This window comes from Rhodococcus aetherivorans, from assembly GCF_025722975.1.
In the GTDB taxonomy this organism is placed as follows: domain Bacteria; phylum Actinomycetota; class Actinomycetes; order Mycobacteriales; family Mycobacteriaceae; genus Rhodococcus; species Rhodococcus aetherivorans.
This window is the reverse complement of the sequence record NZ_CP106982.1, coordinates 4500930-4515690: the sequence shown is the minus strand read 5'-3', so window position 1 is coordinate 4515690 and position 14761 is coordinate 4500930. Positions and strand designations below refer to the sequence as shown.

13 protein-coding genes are annotated in these 14761 nt (G+C 72.9%); 7 read left to right on the top strand and 6 right to left on the bottom strand.

Going from position 1 to position 14761, the window contains the following annotated elements:
• A complete protein-coding gene (locus tag OCS65_RS20420; protein WP_006938761.1) occupies positions 1–1521 on the bottom strand; it encodes an MFS transporter in 1521 nt (506 codons plus the stop codon).
• Between the two features lie 124 nt (positions 1522–1645).
• Between OCS65_RS20420 and OCS65_RS20415 the strand changes: the two genes are divergently transcribed.
• On the top strand, positions 1646–2752 hold the full coding sequence (locus tag OCS65_RS20415) for a winged helix DNA-binding domain-containing protein (RefSeq protein WP_065922824.1): 1107 nt from the start codon (positions 1646–1648) through the stop codon (positions 2750–2752).
• 76 nt (positions 2753–2828) lie between these two features.
• Complete coding sequence (locus tag OCS65_RS20410) at positions 2829–3362, top strand: DUF1360 domain-containing protein (RefSeq protein ID WP_006938758.1); 534 nt, start codon at positions 2829–2831, stop codon at positions 3360–3362.
• Between the two features lie 154 nt (positions 3363–3516).
• Here OCS65_RS20410 and OCS65_RS20405 read toward each other — a convergent pair whose 3' ends face one another.
• Both OCS65_RS20405 and OCS65_RS20400 read right to left on the bottom strand, forming a co-directional pair.
• The gene (locus OCS65_RS20405) at positions 3517–5220 is read right to left on the bottom strand and encodes a RecQ family ATP-dependent DNA helicase (protein WP_084648655.1); all 1704 of its coding nucleotides are present in this window, start codon (positions 5218–5220) and stop codon (positions 3517–3519) included.
• A 189-nt stretch (positions 5221–5409) separates the two neighbouring features.
• A complete protein-coding gene (locus OCS65_RS20400; protein ID WP_006938754.1) occupies positions 5410–6255 on the bottom strand; it encodes a ParB N-terminal domain-containing protein in 846 nt (281 codons plus the stop codon).
• A 94-nt stretch (positions 6256–6349) separates the two neighbouring features.
• Here OCS65_RS20400 and OCS65_RS20395 point away from each other — a divergent pair, with 94 nt between their 5' ends.
• The gene (locus OCS65_RS20395; protein WP_006938753.1) at positions 6350–6937 is read left to right on the top strand and encodes a suppressor of fused domain protein; all 588 of its coding nucleotides are present in this window, start codon (positions 6350–6352) and stop codon (positions 6935–6937) included.
• Positions 6938–6946: 9 nt separating this feature from the next.
• On the opposite strand, the gene OCS65_RS20390 is transcribed toward OCS65_RS20395, so the two are convergent.
• Both OCS65_RS20390 and corA read right to left on the bottom strand, forming a co-directional pair.
• A complete protein-coding gene (locus tag OCS65_RS20390) occupies positions 6947–8761 on the bottom strand; it encodes a hypothetical protein (protein ID WP_082120213.1) in 1815 nt (604 codons plus the stop codon).
• Positions 8752–9819, bottom strand: coding sequence for a magnesium/cobalt transporter CorA (gene corA / locus OCS65_RS20385; protein ID WP_029542492.1), 1068 nt, complete (start codon positions 9817–9819; stop codon positions 8752–8754). Before corA ends, OCS65_RS20390 begins: the two co-directional genes overlap by 10 nt.
• A 123-nt stretch (positions 9820–9942) precedes the next feature.
• On the opposite strand from corA, the gene OCS65_RS20380 reads away from it, so the two are divergent.
• The 4 genes from OCS65_RS20380 to OCS65_RS20365 all read left to right on the top strand — a co-directional run bounded on the left by OCS65_RS20380 (position 9943) and on the right by OCS65_RS20365 (position 13880).
• Positions 9943–10797, top strand: a complete 855-nt coding sequence (locus tag OCS65_RS20380) for a PHP domain-containing protein (RefSeq protein WP_006938750.1) — start codon at positions 9943–9945, stop codon at positions 10795–10797.
• A complete protein-coding gene (locus OCS65_RS20375; protein WP_065922823.1) occupies positions 10794–11213 on the top strand; it encodes a hypothetical protein in 420 nt (139 codons plus the stop codon). Before OCS65_RS20380 ends, OCS65_RS20375 begins: the two co-directional genes overlap by 4 nt.
• A gap of 445 nt (positions 11214–11658) precedes the next feature.
• Positions 11659–12852, top strand: a complete 1194-nt coding sequence (locus tag OCS65_RS20370; protein ID WP_029542499.1) for an NAD(P)-dependent malic enzyme — start codon at positions 11659–11661, stop codon at positions 12850–12852.
• A gap of 80 nt (positions 12853–12932) precedes the next feature.
• Positions 12933–13880, top strand: coding sequence for a glycine betaine ABC transporter substrate-binding protein (locus OCS65_RS20365; protein ID WP_065922822.1), 948 nt, complete (start codon positions 12933–12935; stop codon positions 13878–13880).
• On the opposite strand, the gene OCS65_RS20360 is transcribed toward OCS65_RS20365, so the two are convergent.
• Positions 13839–14756: an alpha/beta hydrolase gene (locus OCS65_RS20360; protein WP_050034871.1), complete on the bottom strand. Its 918-nt coding sequence runs from the start codon at positions 14754–14756 to the stop codon at positions 13839–13841. The two genes, OCS65_RS20365 and OCS65_RS20360, sit on opposite strands and share 42 nt — an antisense overlap.
• Positions 14757–14761: the final 5 nt, after the last annotated feature.

Below are 14761 nucleotides of genomic sequence, written 5' to 3'. Positions count from 1 at the left end.
TCAGCCCCGACGCGCCGCGGCGGCCTCGGCCTGTTCGTCCGCGACGACGGGCGTGGCGGCGAGACCGGACACCGATCCCCATTCGGCGGCGAGGGCCGTCGCCTCCACCTCGTCCTCCTCGCGGTCGCTGAGCGGACGCGTCGCCGGTTGCCCGCCGACGAGAACGAGCACCGCGGCGGCGGCCGCGGCCGCGGCGCCCAGCGCGAACGCCGCGACGAACGCGCTCTCGCGGACGACGCCGCCGGTGCCGGCGACGGTCAGCGTGGCCAGCAATGTCGTCACCACCGCGCTGCTGAGCGAGCTGCCCGCCGTGCGGGCGATGGAATTGATGCTGTTCGCGACCCCGGTCTGATCGGGGCGCACCTCGGCGACGAGGAGCGCCGGCAGCGCCGCATAGGCGAGACTGACGAAGGTGGTGACGAGGATGCCGGAGACGATCAGCTGCCAGCTCCGGTCGTGCACGACCGCCACCAGGGCGAAGCCGGCGATCCCGAGAACGCACGCTCCGATCAGCACCCAGCGGGCGTCGAACCGGTGGATGAGCCGGCCCGCCAGTGCCGCGGCGACCACACCGACGAGCGCGCCCGGGAGCATGTACACCGCGGTCGCCTCGAGCACGGTGGCGCCGAACCCGTATCCGGCGACGGCGGGCGGGGTCTGCACGAAGTATGCGGTGGCGAGGAAGCTGACGAACATGGCCATGCCGACGAGGAACGCGGCGCCGTGCACCACGAACACCGGCCGGTGGGTGAGCATCCGCGGCGGCACGAGCGGCTCGTCGACGTGCCGTTCGAAGAGGAACCACCCGGTGAGCACGGCCAGGCCGAGGGCGGCGCTCGCGACGGTGGGCGGCGCCGCCCACCCCCACGTTCCGCCCTCGGACAGGGCGAGCAGCACCAGCGCCAGGCCGACGGCGAGCAGCGCCGCGCCGAGCCAGTCGATCCGGCCTCCCTCGGCCCGCCGCCGCTTCGGCACGACGAGGAAGGCGCTCAGCAACGCGACGACGTTGAACGCCGCCACCAGCCAGAACACCCGGCGGTAGTCGCCGCCCGAGACCATCAGGCCGGTGAGCACCATGCCGATCGCACCACCCACGCCGAGCGTGCCCGAGAACAGGCCCATCGCGCCGATCAGCCGCTGCGGCGGCAGTTCGGCGCGCAGCACGGCGATGCCGACGGGGAACAACGCGAACGACACGCCCTGCAGTACCCGGCCGAGAAGCAGAAGCGCGAACGAGTCCGTGGCGGCGCACAGCAGCGAGCCGACGAGCACTACGGCGAGGACGGTGAGCAGAACCGGGCGTTTGCCGCGCAGGTCGGCCAGCCGGCCCAGCAGCGGCGTGGTGACGGCGGCGGCGAGCAGGTTCGCGGTCAGCACCCAGCCGGCGGCGGTCGTGCTCACGCCCAGCTGGTCGCGGATGGTGCCGACGATCGGCACCACGGACGTCTGCATCACGGCGATCGTGGTGATGATGAAGCACAGCACGGGAACCAGCAGCCGCGCACCTCTCGGATCGGACATCGGCTCTCCTCGACGCTGCAACATGAAACTAAATTCAACTAAACATCTACCGGACGCTCGGTCTCGCCGTCCAGGCACATGCGAAACCCGGGCCGCCGTCGGACCGCCGTGGCAGGGTGTCCCCGTGACGCCGCGCACCCTCACCGCCCGCGCGCTCGGCCGCGCCACCCCCGCCCGGCAGCACCTGCTGCGGCGCGGCGACCTGCCCGCGATCGAGCTGGTCGAGCATCTGCTGGGCTTGCAGGCCCAGGCGCCGAGCCCGCCCTACTTCGCGCTGTGGGCGCGGTTGCGGCGGTTCCGGCCGACGGCCCTGGCCGACCTCCTCGAATCACGCGACGTGGTGCGCATCGTGCTCATGCGCGGCACGGTGTTCGCCGTCTCGGCGGCCGACGCGGTGGCCCTGCGGGACTGGATCCAGCCGCTGCTGGACCGGGACCTGACCACCAACACCCAGTATGCGGCCGGTCTGGCGGGGCTGGATCTGCGCGAGCTCGCCGCCGTGGGCCGCGGCCTGTTCCGCGACGGCCCGCGCAGCCTGCAGGAGCTGCGCCCGCTGCTCGCCGAGCGGTTCCCCGGCCGCGACCCGGCCGCGCTCGCCTACGGGCTGCGGAATCTGCTTCCGCTGGTGCAGGTGCCGCCGCGGGGGCTGTGGGGGCGCTCCGGGCAGCCGAGACTCACGCCGCTCGACGAGTGGATCGGTCGCGGCCCGGCACGGGCGGACCCGGCCGTCGTCCTCCGGCGATACCTCGCCGCGTTCGGGCCGGCGAGCGTGCGCGACGCGCAGACCTGGTCGGGGCTGACACGGCTCGGTGAGGTCTTCGAGCGGTTGCGTCCGTCGCTCGAGGTGTTCCGTGACGAGAACGGTGTCGAGGTGTTCGACCTGCCCGACGCCCCGCGACCCGAACCGGCGACGCCGGCGCCGGTGCGGATCCTTGCGCCCTACGACAACGTGCTGCTCTCGCACGCCGACCGGACCCGGATCGTGCCCGACGAGCACCGTCGCCGGATCATGACGCAGAACGGCATCGTGCGCTCGACCTTCCTCGTCGACGGGACCGTCGCCGGGGCCGCGAACTTCATCGTCACGAAGAATTCGGCCGTGCTCGAGGTGACCCCGTGGCAGCGACTGACGGCCACCCGGCGCGCGGCGGTCGAGACGGAAGGTCTGCGGCTGACGAGATTCGCTGCTGCGACCGCCGAAGTGCACGAGGTGCGGTTCGTCGAACAGTAGGCGCGCGGCGGCAGGCGTGGCCCGCCCGCGGACGGGGTATCCGGCGGGCGGACCGAACTACCCGCAGGAGCAGCAGATGAGCAATCAGACCGACACGTCCCTCGACCTCGCGGAGACCGCCCGCAGGCACGCCCGCGAATACACGGCGGGTGAGGACCTCCCGATGCGGGGGTACGCGACGGTCCTTGCCGGGTACAGCACGCTCGTCACCGTCGCCGTGATCGGCGCGCTGGTGACCGGCCGGCGGCTGCCCGACCGGTTGAGCGGCGAGGACCTGATCGTGCTCGCCCTGGGCACGCACAAGCTGTCGCGGACGGTCACGAAGGACGCGGTGACCAGCCCCCTGCGGGCGCCCTTCACCCGGTACACGGGACGGGGCGGCCCCGCCGAGGTGACGGAGGAGGTGCGCGGAACGAACACCCTGCGGCACAGCCTCGGGGAGCTGCTCACCTGCCCGTTCTGCTTCGACGTGTGGGTGGCGACCTTCTTCACGATCGGGATGGTCTTCGCGCCGCGCCCGACGCGGCTCGTCGCCGGGCTGTTCGCGGCCCTGGCCGGCGCGGACTTCCTGCAGTTCGCCTACGCGAAGGCGCAGCAGAGCGTCGGGTGAGCGCCGCGGCCCGTCGCCCCCTGTGCCGTCTCGGGCAGGACGGGCCGTGCAGGATCCACGCGCCGGTTCGGAATCCGCCCGTGCTGCGGCGTGGGCGGATTCCGAAGTCGCGGGCGGATCCACCGGGCGCATCCGCCCGGCCCGCCTGGGGACGTCAGGCGATGTCGGGCTCCGGCTCGGGCTCCGAGTTCTCGGGGCGCAGCAGGTCGTGCTCCTCGACCGCCTCGAGCGAGAGGGTGCGGTAGCCGTATCCGTCGAACAGCACGGTGATCCGGTCCGTCTCCGCGCTCATCACCTCGCCGGCGCCCCACTGCGCGTGCACGACCCGGGTGTGTAGCGGAATCGATTCGTGACGAACATGATTCGCCGGCTCGGGCCGGCTCTCGGGGATCCCCTCGCGGCAGCAGTCGCAGTGGCCGCACGGTTCGATCAGCGACTCGCCGAAGTACCCGAGCAGGAACTGCCTTCGGCAGCCGCGGGTTTCGGCGTAGCCGCGCATCATCTCCACGCGGGAGCGGTCCATCCGTTCGCCCACCGCTGCCACCTCCGCCGCGCGCCGGACGGCGATCTCCACCTCGACGGTGCGTGCGGTGAACCCTTTGCGTCCCGAGGAGACCACCCCGGCCCGTTCGAGCAGGTTGACCGCGTTGGTCAGGGTCCGGCCGCGGGTATCCAGTTCGGCGCGTAGGTCTTTCAGTCGCGTCGGAGCTTTCGCGCGCCGCAGTGCGGTGAACGCCCGGCCGAGCAGTTCCTCGTCCGGGCGGTGGGTCGTGAAGAACTTCGCGAGCGAGAGGTCCTCGGGCCGGTAGAACAGCAGCGCCTTCGCCTCGAGCCCGTCGCGCCCGGCCCGGCCGATCTGCTGGTAGTAGCTGTCCACGGAATCCGGCGCGGAGGCGTGCGCGACGAACCGCACGTCGGGCTTGTCGATGCCCATGCCGAACGCGGAGGTCGCCACCACCACCTCGTACTGGCCGTCGAGGAACCCGTGGTGTACCCGCTCGCGCGTGGCCGACGGCAGGCCGGCGTGGTACGCGGCCGCCCGCTGCCCCCGTTCGGCCAGTTCGGCCGCATAGAACTCGGCGTCCTTGCGCGTCGCGGTGTACAGCAGCCCGGGCGTCTCGAGTCCGGCGACCGTCTCGATCACCGCCCGGCGTTTCTCGGCGTCGGTCGTGTACCGCTCGACGGCCAGATCGATGTTGGGCCGATCGAATCCGCTGGCGATCACCACCGGGTCGCGCAGGCGCAGCTCCTCGACGATCTCCTGCCGCACCGGCGGCGACGCGGTGGCCGTGAGCGCCGCCACCGGCGGCCGGCCGAGCCGGTCGAGCGCGTCGGCCAGGCGCAGGTAGTCGGGCCGGAAGTCGTGGCCCCACGCGGACACACAGTGCGCCTCGTCGACCACCACGAGGGAAACGTGCGCGTCGGCGAGACGGGCCACCACCTCGTCGTTGGCGAGCTGCTCCGGCGCCAGGAAGATGTACTCCACGGTGCGCTCCCGGATCGTCTCCCACGCGGCCGCGGTCTCCGAGGCCCGCTGCCGGGAATTGATCGCGACCGCGTCCGGCGCCGAGGTGGCGTCGAGACCTGCGATCTGATCGTTCTGCAGCGCGATGAGCGGGGAGATCACCAGGGTCGTGCCCTCGATCAGCAACGCCGGCACCTGGTAGATCGCCGACTTGCCCGATCCGGTGGCCATCACCGCGAGCACGTCCCGGCCCCGCACCAGCGGTTCCATCGCGTCGAGCTGGCCGGGACGCAGTTCCTCCCAGCCGAACACGCGGCGCGCGGCCGCCCGTAGCTCGGCCCGGATGTCACGCGGTCCGGTCGTGTCGGCTGCGTCCTGCACGGTCGCCGTCAAGCGTGTCCTCCTGTCGTGGGCCCGGTCCTCCCGACCAGGGTACGGAGCGCATGGAGTCCCCAACCCCAGCGCGGACCGGCGCCGGCACGCTTCTCGACCGGCCCGAGGCACCCGGGCGTTCGGTGGGCGCCCTCGGTGGCTGACCGGGGATACCTCCGGCGCCCCGGGACCAAACCGGTGGGCGTGCGCTCACCGCGGGGCCCGCCGCCGCAGCCGCTCGATGATCTCCTCGTTCCACACGTGCCGCCGCACCAGCCGGTACCGTTCGCCGGCCAGCCACAGATACGCCTCGGCGTCGGTGCGGGTGCGCAGCATCCCCGCCGCCCGCACCATGTCGACCACCGGTACGAACTCCTCGTCGAACCACCGCTGCGCCACCACGTCGCGGGTGAGGAACTCGCCGCGCTCCTGCATGAGCCTGAAGCCCCACGCCTCGATGCACTCGGCCAGTTCCGCGTAGTCCCACGGGTCCCGGACGGTCACCGCATCACGCCGGCTGCCGGTGAGCGGCACCCGGCTGAGGAACATCCGGTAATGGTCCTTGCGCATCAGGTCCGAGTGCTGGGTCACGCCCTCCGGCGAGATCCGGGTGACGATCTCGGTCACGTAGGCGTCGATGGTCGCGTCACCGCGGGCGTAGGCGATGGAGACGCGGTGGTGCCCGTCCACCACGAAATGCATCGTCCCGATGCGGTACACCGTGATCGGCGGCACCGCCTCGCCCCGGCGGCGGGCCGTGGCCAGCTTCTCCCACCGCTGGCGCAGCCGCGCCGACGTGGGCCGGAACCGCCGGTCGAAGTCCTCGGTGCGGTCCACGCTGCCGACGATCGAGGCCACGTCGATGCTCTGCAGGCCCAGGCGCCGTTCCCCGACCCGGCCGAGGGCCCGCACCACGGCGTCGAACGGCAGCACGGCGTTGACGTCCTCGGGTTCGCGGCGCAGCCACGCGATCAGCCGCGCGTACTCGGCGCGCCGCCGCTGCCGGGAGAAGTCGTCGCCGGCGTCGGCGCCGGGGAAGCCGGTGTCTCGCACCATTACACGACGGTACCGGCGGACGGGGCCCCGGTCGGCCGGATCGGCGCAGGCCGCACCGGCGGCGCGGGACCCGCCTCGGGTCTACATTGCAGGGGTGATCGACGCCGTGCTGCCCGCCGTCCGTGCCCATCTCAGCGCCCGCCTCGGGGGCGGCGAGCCGGAGACGGCGTCCGTGACGTTCCTCGGCCTCGAACCCATCGAGGTGCTGCGCTTCCGCGTGGAACAGCCGGACCTGGTGCGGTTCGCGACCCTGGGGTGTTCGCGGCACCCGATGGGCGACCCCACCGCGACGGTCGCCGACCCGACCCGCGGGCCGCGCGCCGAGCTGATCCTCAGCGTGCGCGGCCTCAGCGGCAGTCTCCCGGGACTGGTCCGCACGCTCGCGACGCTCGCCGCCCTGCCCGCGGTGGAGGGCGTCGTCCTCACCGACGACGCCCTGCTCGACCTGGGGGAGCCGCTGTGGCAGGGCGCCACCTTCACCGCGGTGATGCTCGAGCCGAGCGACGTCCCCGACCTGGTGCTGCCCGAGCCCGCCGACCCGGTGCGGTTCTTCGAGGTGATACCGCTGACCGGCACCGAGGCCGCGTGGAAGCGGTTGCGCGGCGGCGCTGCGCTGCGCGAAGCGTGGTCGGAGGCCGGCATCGACGTGCGGGACCCGAACCGCGCCCCGGCCCGCATGTGAATCGCGCCGTCAGCGGGGCACGACGACCCCGATCGGGCCACCGGCGAGGCAGACGTCGAGCCCGGCCGACGCGGAGCGGGCCTGCAGCCCGGTGCCCGCGCCCGGGACCCGCGCGTACACCGTGCCCAGTCCCGCGGTGACCGGCACCCGCACCCGTGGCGCGGCGGGGAAGCCCACCTCGATCTCGCCGTCCGCGGAGGCACGGTAGTTCAGCTGCACCGTCCATTCCCCGCCCACCAGCGCGGTGTCGGCGGGGAGCACGGTCGTCGTCGACGCGGTGAGCAGATGCCCGCAGTCGGGCACCGGCCCGGGCAGCACGTGCCGCACCGGGACGAGACCCGCCGGCACCAGCCGTCCGCCGTCGTCGAGCACCTGCAGTTCGGTGGTGACGGCGCCGATCTCGGCGCGTCCCGGCAGCGGCGAGAACACGCGGCTGAGCAGATTGTGGGGGTGGGTGACCGGCAGGAGCACCCACACCGAGACGGGATGATCGAGGATCGGCATGTCCGGCCGCGCGGTGAGCGCGGACTTCGCGGCGGCCAGGTACGCGCCGGTGGGGTTGTCGGCCCAGGTGCGGGCGAACGTCGCCGTCGACCACAGGCTGCTCGCCGCGAAGGTGACCGCGCACCCGGCCGCGACGAGCCGCCGTGCCGGTTGTGCGGGGGGCGCGTCGCCGCGCGACGGAGCGTGCAGGATCAGCGCCGCGGCGATCGCGACGACGACGGCCGTGTCGGTGTGGTAGCGCAGGGTCTGCGCCAGTTCGTACGTCGTGTCCGGACCGAAGCGGGTGCTGATCATCGCGGCCGTCGAGGCTGCCACGTAGACGGCCGTCGCGGCCCACACCCAGCCCGTGCGCCGGTTCCGCCGCAGCGACCACACCAGGACGGCGAGCACCGCCGCCCAGGCCGCCACGACCAGCCCGGCCGGCGGATCCGCCCACGGCGGGCCCGGATTCCAGCGGTCCCATCGCCACGGCCCGCCCAGCAGGGTCGGCAGCACCCCGAACGAGACGCCGTGGTGCGTCAGCCCGCGCACCATGTCGGCCGTGGGCGCCCCGAACCGGGACTCCACCAGGGACAGGTAGGCGGCTGCCCACCCGGCGAGGGCGAGCGCCGAGCCGAGCCACAGCGGCGCCCCGCGCACCGCCGCGGTGCGCACCGGCCGGCGGCGGCCGTCCAGCCGGTACATCAGGGCGACGGTCGCGAACGCCACCGCCGGCACCAGCACCGACTTCTCGAAGAACAGCAGCGCGACGACGGTGACCGCCGTCCCGCTCAGCGCGTAGCGGATCCGGCCGGTGCGCACCAGCCGGATCGCGTCGCCGGCCACCCACGCCAGGGCCGCCTGCAGTGGCAGCGAATTCAGCCCCGCCGCCCACCACGCGAACGACGGCAGCGTCAGAGGGGTGAACAGGTAGAACAGCAGCGGGCCGAGCAGCGCCGGCCGCGGCCCCAGCAGCAACCACAGCACGCGCAGCACGGCCAGCGACGCCAGCGCCTGGCCGGCCACCAGCGTCGCCGCTGCGGGCCACCACTGCAGCGGCGCGAGGGCCGTGACGACGCCGGCCACCAGGAACCCACCCGGCATGAGATGGCCGTCGTGGTCGTAGCCGAGGAGTTCGAACGACAACAGCGGGTGCATGCCCGAGCGTCCGACCAGAATCAGGTCGTCCCAGTAGAACTCCCCGCGGAAGGCGAGCAGCGAGCGCACCGTCAGCTGCAGGGCGATCAGGACGAGTGCCGCCGCGAGCACCGCCGGGCCGGGTGTGCGCCCGTCGGGGGAGACCGGCGCGAGGCGCTCCCGGGCCGCGGTGATCAGAGCCATTTGTTGCGGCGGAACGTGACGAACAGGCCGACGGTGATCGCGACGATGGCCCCGATGACCACGAAGTATCCGTGCTCCCAGTGCAGTTCGGGCATGTTGTCGAAGTTCATCCCGTAGATCCCGGCGATCATCGTGGGTACGGCCGCGATCGCCACCCATGCCGAGATCCGGCGCATGTCGGTGTTCTGCTGCACCGTCACCTTCGCGATCGCGGCATCGACGAGAGTGCTCAGCGTCTCGTCGTAATCCGCGATGCGCTCGGCCACCTTGGTGTGATGGTCGGCCACGTCCCGGAAGTAGCGCCGGACCTCCTTGGGCACCGGATTGCCCGCGCCGCGGGTCAGCTGGCGCAGCGGCGTCGCGAGGGGGAGCACCGCCCGCCGCAACTCCACGATCTCCCGCTTGAGCAGATAGATCTGTTCCACCGCGATGCGGGTGTCGGGCGTGAACACCAGTTCCTCGAGGTCATCGATGTCCGGCTGCACGGCGTCGACCACGGCGAGGTACGTGTCCACGACGTGGTCGGCGACGGCGTGCAGCACCGACGACGGCCCCAGCGCCAGCCGCTCCGGGGCCGCCTCGAGCCGATGCCGCACGTCCGCCAGCGCCGAGTGGTCGCCGTGGCGGACGCTCACGACGAAGTCCCGGCCGCAGAAGAGCATGATCTCGCCGGTCTCGACGATCTCCTTGGTCGTGGTCACCGACTCGTGCTCGACGTAGTTCACGGTCCGCAGCACCAGGAACGTCACGTCGTCGTAGCGCTCGAGCTTGGGCCGCTGATGTGCGTGCACGGCGTCCTCGACCGTCAGCTCGTGCAGGCCGAACGTGCGGCCCACGCTCGTCATCTGCTGTTCGTCGGGCTCGTGCAGGCCGAGCCACACGAAGCCGGCGCCGCGGCGGCGCACCTCCGCGAGCGCCGCGCCGTGGGCGTAACGGCCCGGCAGCCGCATGCCGTCGACGTAGACGGCGCAGTCCACGACGGCCCGCTCGGCGGGGATCCGCAGGGCGGGCGCCGCGGCGCCGGTGCGTCGCGACGAGTGCGAGGGCAGGTTCGGCATCGGTTCCCTTCCGCGCGGCACGCTCCGGCCCGCACCGGGCGGGTCCGGGCCGTCACTGCGTCATGCTAACCCGCCCCGGGCCGGCCGCCGGGGCTGCGCGACGGCACCTGACACACTGGTGGGGTGCGTATCGACCTGCATGCCCACTCGCTCGCCTCCGACGGGACCGACACCCCGGCGGGGCTCGTCCGCGCGGCCGCCGAGGCCGGGCTCGACGTCGTCGCCCTGACCGACCACGACACCACCGCCGGCTGGGACGCTGCGGCCGACGCCCTGCCCGGGGGACTGCGGCTGATCCGCGGCATGGAGATGTCGTGCACCGGGCGCGGCGAGGACGGCCGGCCCGTGGCGGTGCACCTGCTCGCGTACCTGTTCGACCCGCGGGACGAGGCGTTCGCGGTCGAGCGGGAGCGCCTGCGGGCGGAGCGGGTGGCCCGCATCCGGGCGATGGCCGAGCGGATGGCCGACGACGGGCTGCCCGTCGACCCCGAACGGATCGTCACCGCCGCCGGCCCGGTGGCCGGCCGACCCCACCTGGCGCGTGCGCTGGTGGAGGCGGGTGTCGTCCCGAGCATCGACGCCGCCTTCGCAGACCTGCTCTCGTCGCGGGGCCGCTACTACGTCACCAAGGCGGACACGCCGCTGTCGGACGCCGTGCGCATGGTCGCCGCGGCCGGCGGCGTCACCGTCGTGGCGCATGCCCGTGCCCGCTCGCGCGGGCGGCTGCTTGCGCTCGACCACATCGAGGAGCTCGCCGAGCTGGGCCTCGGGGGCCTCGAGGCGGACCATCCGGACCACGATCCGGCCGACGCGAGGCTCATGCGGGACATGGCGGCGAAGCTCGACCTGTTCGTGACCGGGTCGTCCGACTACCACGGCGGCAACAAGAAAGTCTCCCTCGGCCGGTACACGACGGACCCCGAGGCGCTCGAGGCCCTGACGGCCCGTGCCACCGGGATCGAGGTGCTTGCGGGATGACCACCTGGGGCCGCCCTGCGCGACGTCACGACCGCGCCGACGGGTACGACGACTACTTCGCCGACGACTCCGGCCGCGACCCCTACGGCGCCCCCACGGCGGCGCCGTCCCGCCCGGGTCGCGGGGCGCCGCGGCGGGACGGGCTCGTCGTGCGGGGACTGCGGGCGCTGTCCGGCGTGGTGTGCGGCGCGGTGATCGTCCTGACGGTGGTGGTCTGGGCGGCGCAGTACCTGGGCGACAAGCGGGATTTCCCGGGACCGGGCTCGGCGTCGCTGTCCGCGCACGTCGTCGCGGTGGTCGTCGCGTCGGCCGCGCAGGTGTTCGCGGACCGCCGGCGCGGGCTCGCCGCCGCCGTGGGCGCCGGTGTGGTCTATCTCACGGGCGCGGTCCTGATGTTCACCCAGTGGTGGGGCTGACGTTTCGCGCGCCGTCCGTTACCGGTAGGTAACCGGCCGGCATCTCGGGCTTTTGTCTCGGAACGGCTCCGATCGCGGGGTCGACATTCCGGCTCTGCTGTCCAAACTCACAGGTGAGCGGGGAAAAACGTGAGACATTCGCAAGAAATACCGATTTGATTGTTGGGTTGTGAAGGTGGCAAACTTTTCCTCAATCCGGCGTCGGTGCCACCGCCCCGAAGCCGGACGAAGATGGCAGACCCTGTAGAGGGCTCGTCGCCAGGGCTCACCCGCCTCGGCGCCATCACGCTCCGGAAGTCGTACAGCGTTGTACAGCGGTAACCGTGATCGCGCCCGGAAGCTTCACCGAAATGTCCTTGGCGAAGCGCTGCGCCGGATGTCCGTCGCGCAGCTACTTCGCAGTAACCGGAACCCGAGTGGTTCCGGCTCGAGCAGGAGTGTCATCGTGTCAATCGTGTCTGATGCACCTACCCCCCGGAAGGTCGAATTGACCGACGAGGAAATCTTCAGCAGCCATATCGACGGCAAGCTGTCCGTCGAGCTCACCGCACCCCTGGAGACGCAGCGCGATCTGTCGATCGCCTACACGCCCGGCGTCGCGCAGGTTTCCCGCGCGATCGCGGCCGACGAGACCCTCGCCGACCGCTACACCTGGACCAACCGCCTCGTGGTGGTCGTCTCCGACGGTTCGGCGGTGCTCGGCCTCGGTGACATCGGCCCGCGCGCGTCGCTGCCGGTGATGGAGGGCAAGTCCGCCCTGTTCAAGAAGTTCGCGGGCCTGAACTCGATCCCGCTGGTGCTCGACACCAAGGATCCCGACGAGATCGTCGAGACGCTGATCCGGCTGCGCCCGAGCTTCGGCGCGGTCAACCTCGAGGACATCTCCGCCCCGCGCTGCTTCGAGATCGAACGACGCGTCATCGAGGCGCTGGACTGCCCGGTCATGCACGACGACCAGCACGGCACCGCCATCGTGGCACTCGCCGCGCTCAAGGGCGCCGCCAAGGTGCAGGGCCGCGAGCTGGCCGGCCTGCGCATCGTCATCTCCGGCGCCGGTGCCGCCGGCGTCGCCGTCGCGAACATCCTGCTCGCCGCCGGCGCGGCCGATGTGACCGTGCTGGACTCGAAGGGCATCGTCTCGGCCGAGCGCACCGACCTGAACGAGGTCAAGGTCGACCTGGCCGCGCGGACCAACCCGGCCGGCCGGCACGGCGGGCTGATCGAGGCCCTCGACGGCGCGGACGTGTTCATCGGCGTCTCGGCCGGCACGGTGCCGGAGGAGATCGTCGCTCGGATGGCCGACGGCGCGATCGTGTTCGCGCTGTCGAACCCGGATCCGGAGATCCACCCGGAGGTCGCCGCCAAGCACGCCGCGATCGTCGCGACCGGCCGCAGCGACTTCCCGAACCAGATCAACAACGTGCTGGCCTTCCCCGGTGTGTTCAAGGGCGCGCTCGACGCGGGCGCCCGGCGCATCACCGAGGGCATGAAGCTCGCCGCCGCCGAGGCCATCCTCTCGGTCGTCGGTGACGAGTTGGCCGTGGACAAGATCGTCCCGAGCCCTCTCGATCCGCGGGTGGCGCCCGCCGTCGCCGAGGCCGTCGCGGCCGCGGCGCGGGCCGAGGGCGTCACCGACTGACGCGATCGACCGCACGCCCCGGCCGGAGCCCGCACCCAGGTTCCGGACCGGGGCGTTCGGCTTTCCGGGGATGCGCGAGGATGGGCATCGTGTGGAGCGCGAGGAGCCGGGGACTGCGGGGCGAGGGATTCATTCGGGCGGTGGCCGGGCCGGTGGTCGCCGTCGCGGTGCTGACCGGGTGCGGGCCGTCGGTGGTCGACGAGTCGACGGACGTCGCCACCGTGGTCGTCGGCGCCGGAGACGACGCCGCGAGCGAACTGCTCGCCCGGATCTACGCGGGCGCCCTGGCCGGTAGCGGGACCCGGACCGAACTGCGCACCGGGCTCGGCGGCCGCGCCGACTACCTCGCGGCGCTGGACGCGGCCGAGGTGACCCTCGTGCCGGACTACACCGGACGGCTGTTGCGGTACTTCGCCCCGGCTGCGACGGACACGGACGCCGAGGACGTGTTCGAGGCGCTCGCCCGATCCCTGCCCGACGACATGGCGATCACGGACTATGCTGCCGCACAGGATCGTTCGGTGCTGTTCGTCTCCGACGCCACCGCTGCCCGGCTCGGTACCACCGAGTTGGCCGGGATCGTCGGCCGGTGCGGCGAGCTGACCGTGACGGTCACGGGCGGATTCGAGGAGAACGACGGACTGCGGGACATGGCCGAAAGAGGCTGCGTCCCAGGCCGTGTCGAAACCGACGACGCGCCGGGGCCCGCGGCCGGCGGGGGCGTGGCCGCGCTGACGACCGCCTCGGCCGCCGCGCGCGACGCGACGGGCGTCGCGCTGCAGGATGCGCCGGACCGCGCGCCCGGATCCGGTCCGGAGACCGGAACCGGCACGGAGCCACCGGTGTTCACCGCACAGAACGTCGTCCCGGTGTTCCGCAAGCACGTCCTCGAGGAACGTCAGCTCGAGGCCCTGAGTCTCGTCGCGGGGGAGCTGACCACCGCCGACCTGGCCGAGATGCTCGACCGGATCGGCGGCGGCGAGGACTCAGCCGTCGTCGCGCAGGCGTGGCTCACCGAGCACGTGTGAGCGCAGGAAGGCGCCGAGCTGTGCCACCGCGTCGGCGGCCTCGCCCACCAGCGCGGCCTGCAGATGGGCCACGTGCCACAGTTCGCGCTGCTCGGTGACCGTCACGTCCACCCCCGCCTCACGCAGCTTCCGGGCGAACTCGGTGACCTGCGGGTACAGCATCTCGCCGGTGCCGACGTGGATCAGCGTCGGCGGCAGGCCGGTCAGGTCTCCGCGCAGCGGCGCGTAGCCGGGGTCGGAGGCGTCGCGGTCGCCGAGATACGCCCGCGCCGACGCCGAGATCCAGGCGGCGTTGAGGACCGTGTCCCGGTCGAAGGGGAAGTCCCGCGAGGCGGGATCGACCCAGGGCGCGATCAGCCCCAGGGCGGCGGGCCGCACCCCGTGCCGGTCGATCAGCCGGCGCGCCGCCGCGACCGTCAGGCCGCCCCCGGCCGAGTCGCCGGCGATCGGGGCGGTCTGCGGGGTCACGCCGTGCTCGGTCACCAGCTCGAGGTACGCACCGACCGCGTCGTCCAGTGCGGCGGGGTAGGGGTGTTCCGGGGCCAGCCGGTAGTCGAGCACGTACACCGCCGAACCCGAGGCCGCGGCCAGGTGCGCGGCCAGGGACCGGTGCGTGGCGGGCGAGGCCACCGTGTACCCGCCCCCGTGCAGGTACAGGACCGCGGTGGGACGTTCGGTGGCGCCGACGGTGACGCGTTCGGCGGGCCGGCCCGCGAGCGTGACCTGCTGCACCACCGTGCCCTCGGGCAGGGTCTGGATCGGCGCGACGAGCTCGAGCAGCCGGCGCTGGACGGGGTACGGCAGCCGCGCGTTGAGGGCGAGCCGGTAGGCCGGCCGCACCGCGGCCCGCACGACGGGCAGGGGGAGCTGGGGCATGACCG

Excerpts from the sequence above, each read along its gene's own strand:
- OCS65_RS20420 (WP_006938761.1), bottom strand. The coding sequence starts at position 1,521 with ATGTCCGATCCGAGAGGTGCGCGGCTGCTGGTTCCCGTGCTGTGCTTC.
- OCS65_RS20410 (WP_006938758.1), top strand. The coding sequence starts at position 2,829 with ATGAGCAATCAGACCGACACGTCCCTCGACCTCGCGGAGACCGCCCGC.
- OCS65_RS20400 (WP_006938754.1), bottom strand. The coding sequence starts at position 6,255 with ATGGTGCGAGACACCGGCTTCCCCGGCGCCGACGCCGGCGACGACTTC.
- OCS65_RS20390 (WP_082120213.1), bottom strand. The coding sequence starts at position 8,761 with ATGGCTCTGATCACCGCGGCCCGGGAGCGCCTCGCGCCGGTCTCCCCC.
- corA (WP_029542492.1), bottom strand. The coding sequence starts at position 9,819 with ATGCCGAACCTGCCCTCGCACTCGTCGCGACGCACCGGCGCCGCGGCG.
- OCS65_RS20375 (WP_065922823.1), top strand. The coding sequence starts at position 10,794 with ATGACCACCTGGGGCCGCCCTGCGCGACGTCACGACCGCGCCGACGGG.
- OCS65_RS20365 (WP_065922822.1), top strand. The coding sequence starts at position 12,933 with ATGGGCATCGTGTGGAGCGCGAGGAGCCGGGGACTGCGGGGCGAGGGA.
- OCS65_RS20360 (WP_050034871.1), bottom strand. The coding sequence starts at position 14,756 with ATGCCCCAGCTCCCCCTGCCCGTCGTGCGGGCCGCGGTGCGGCCGGCC.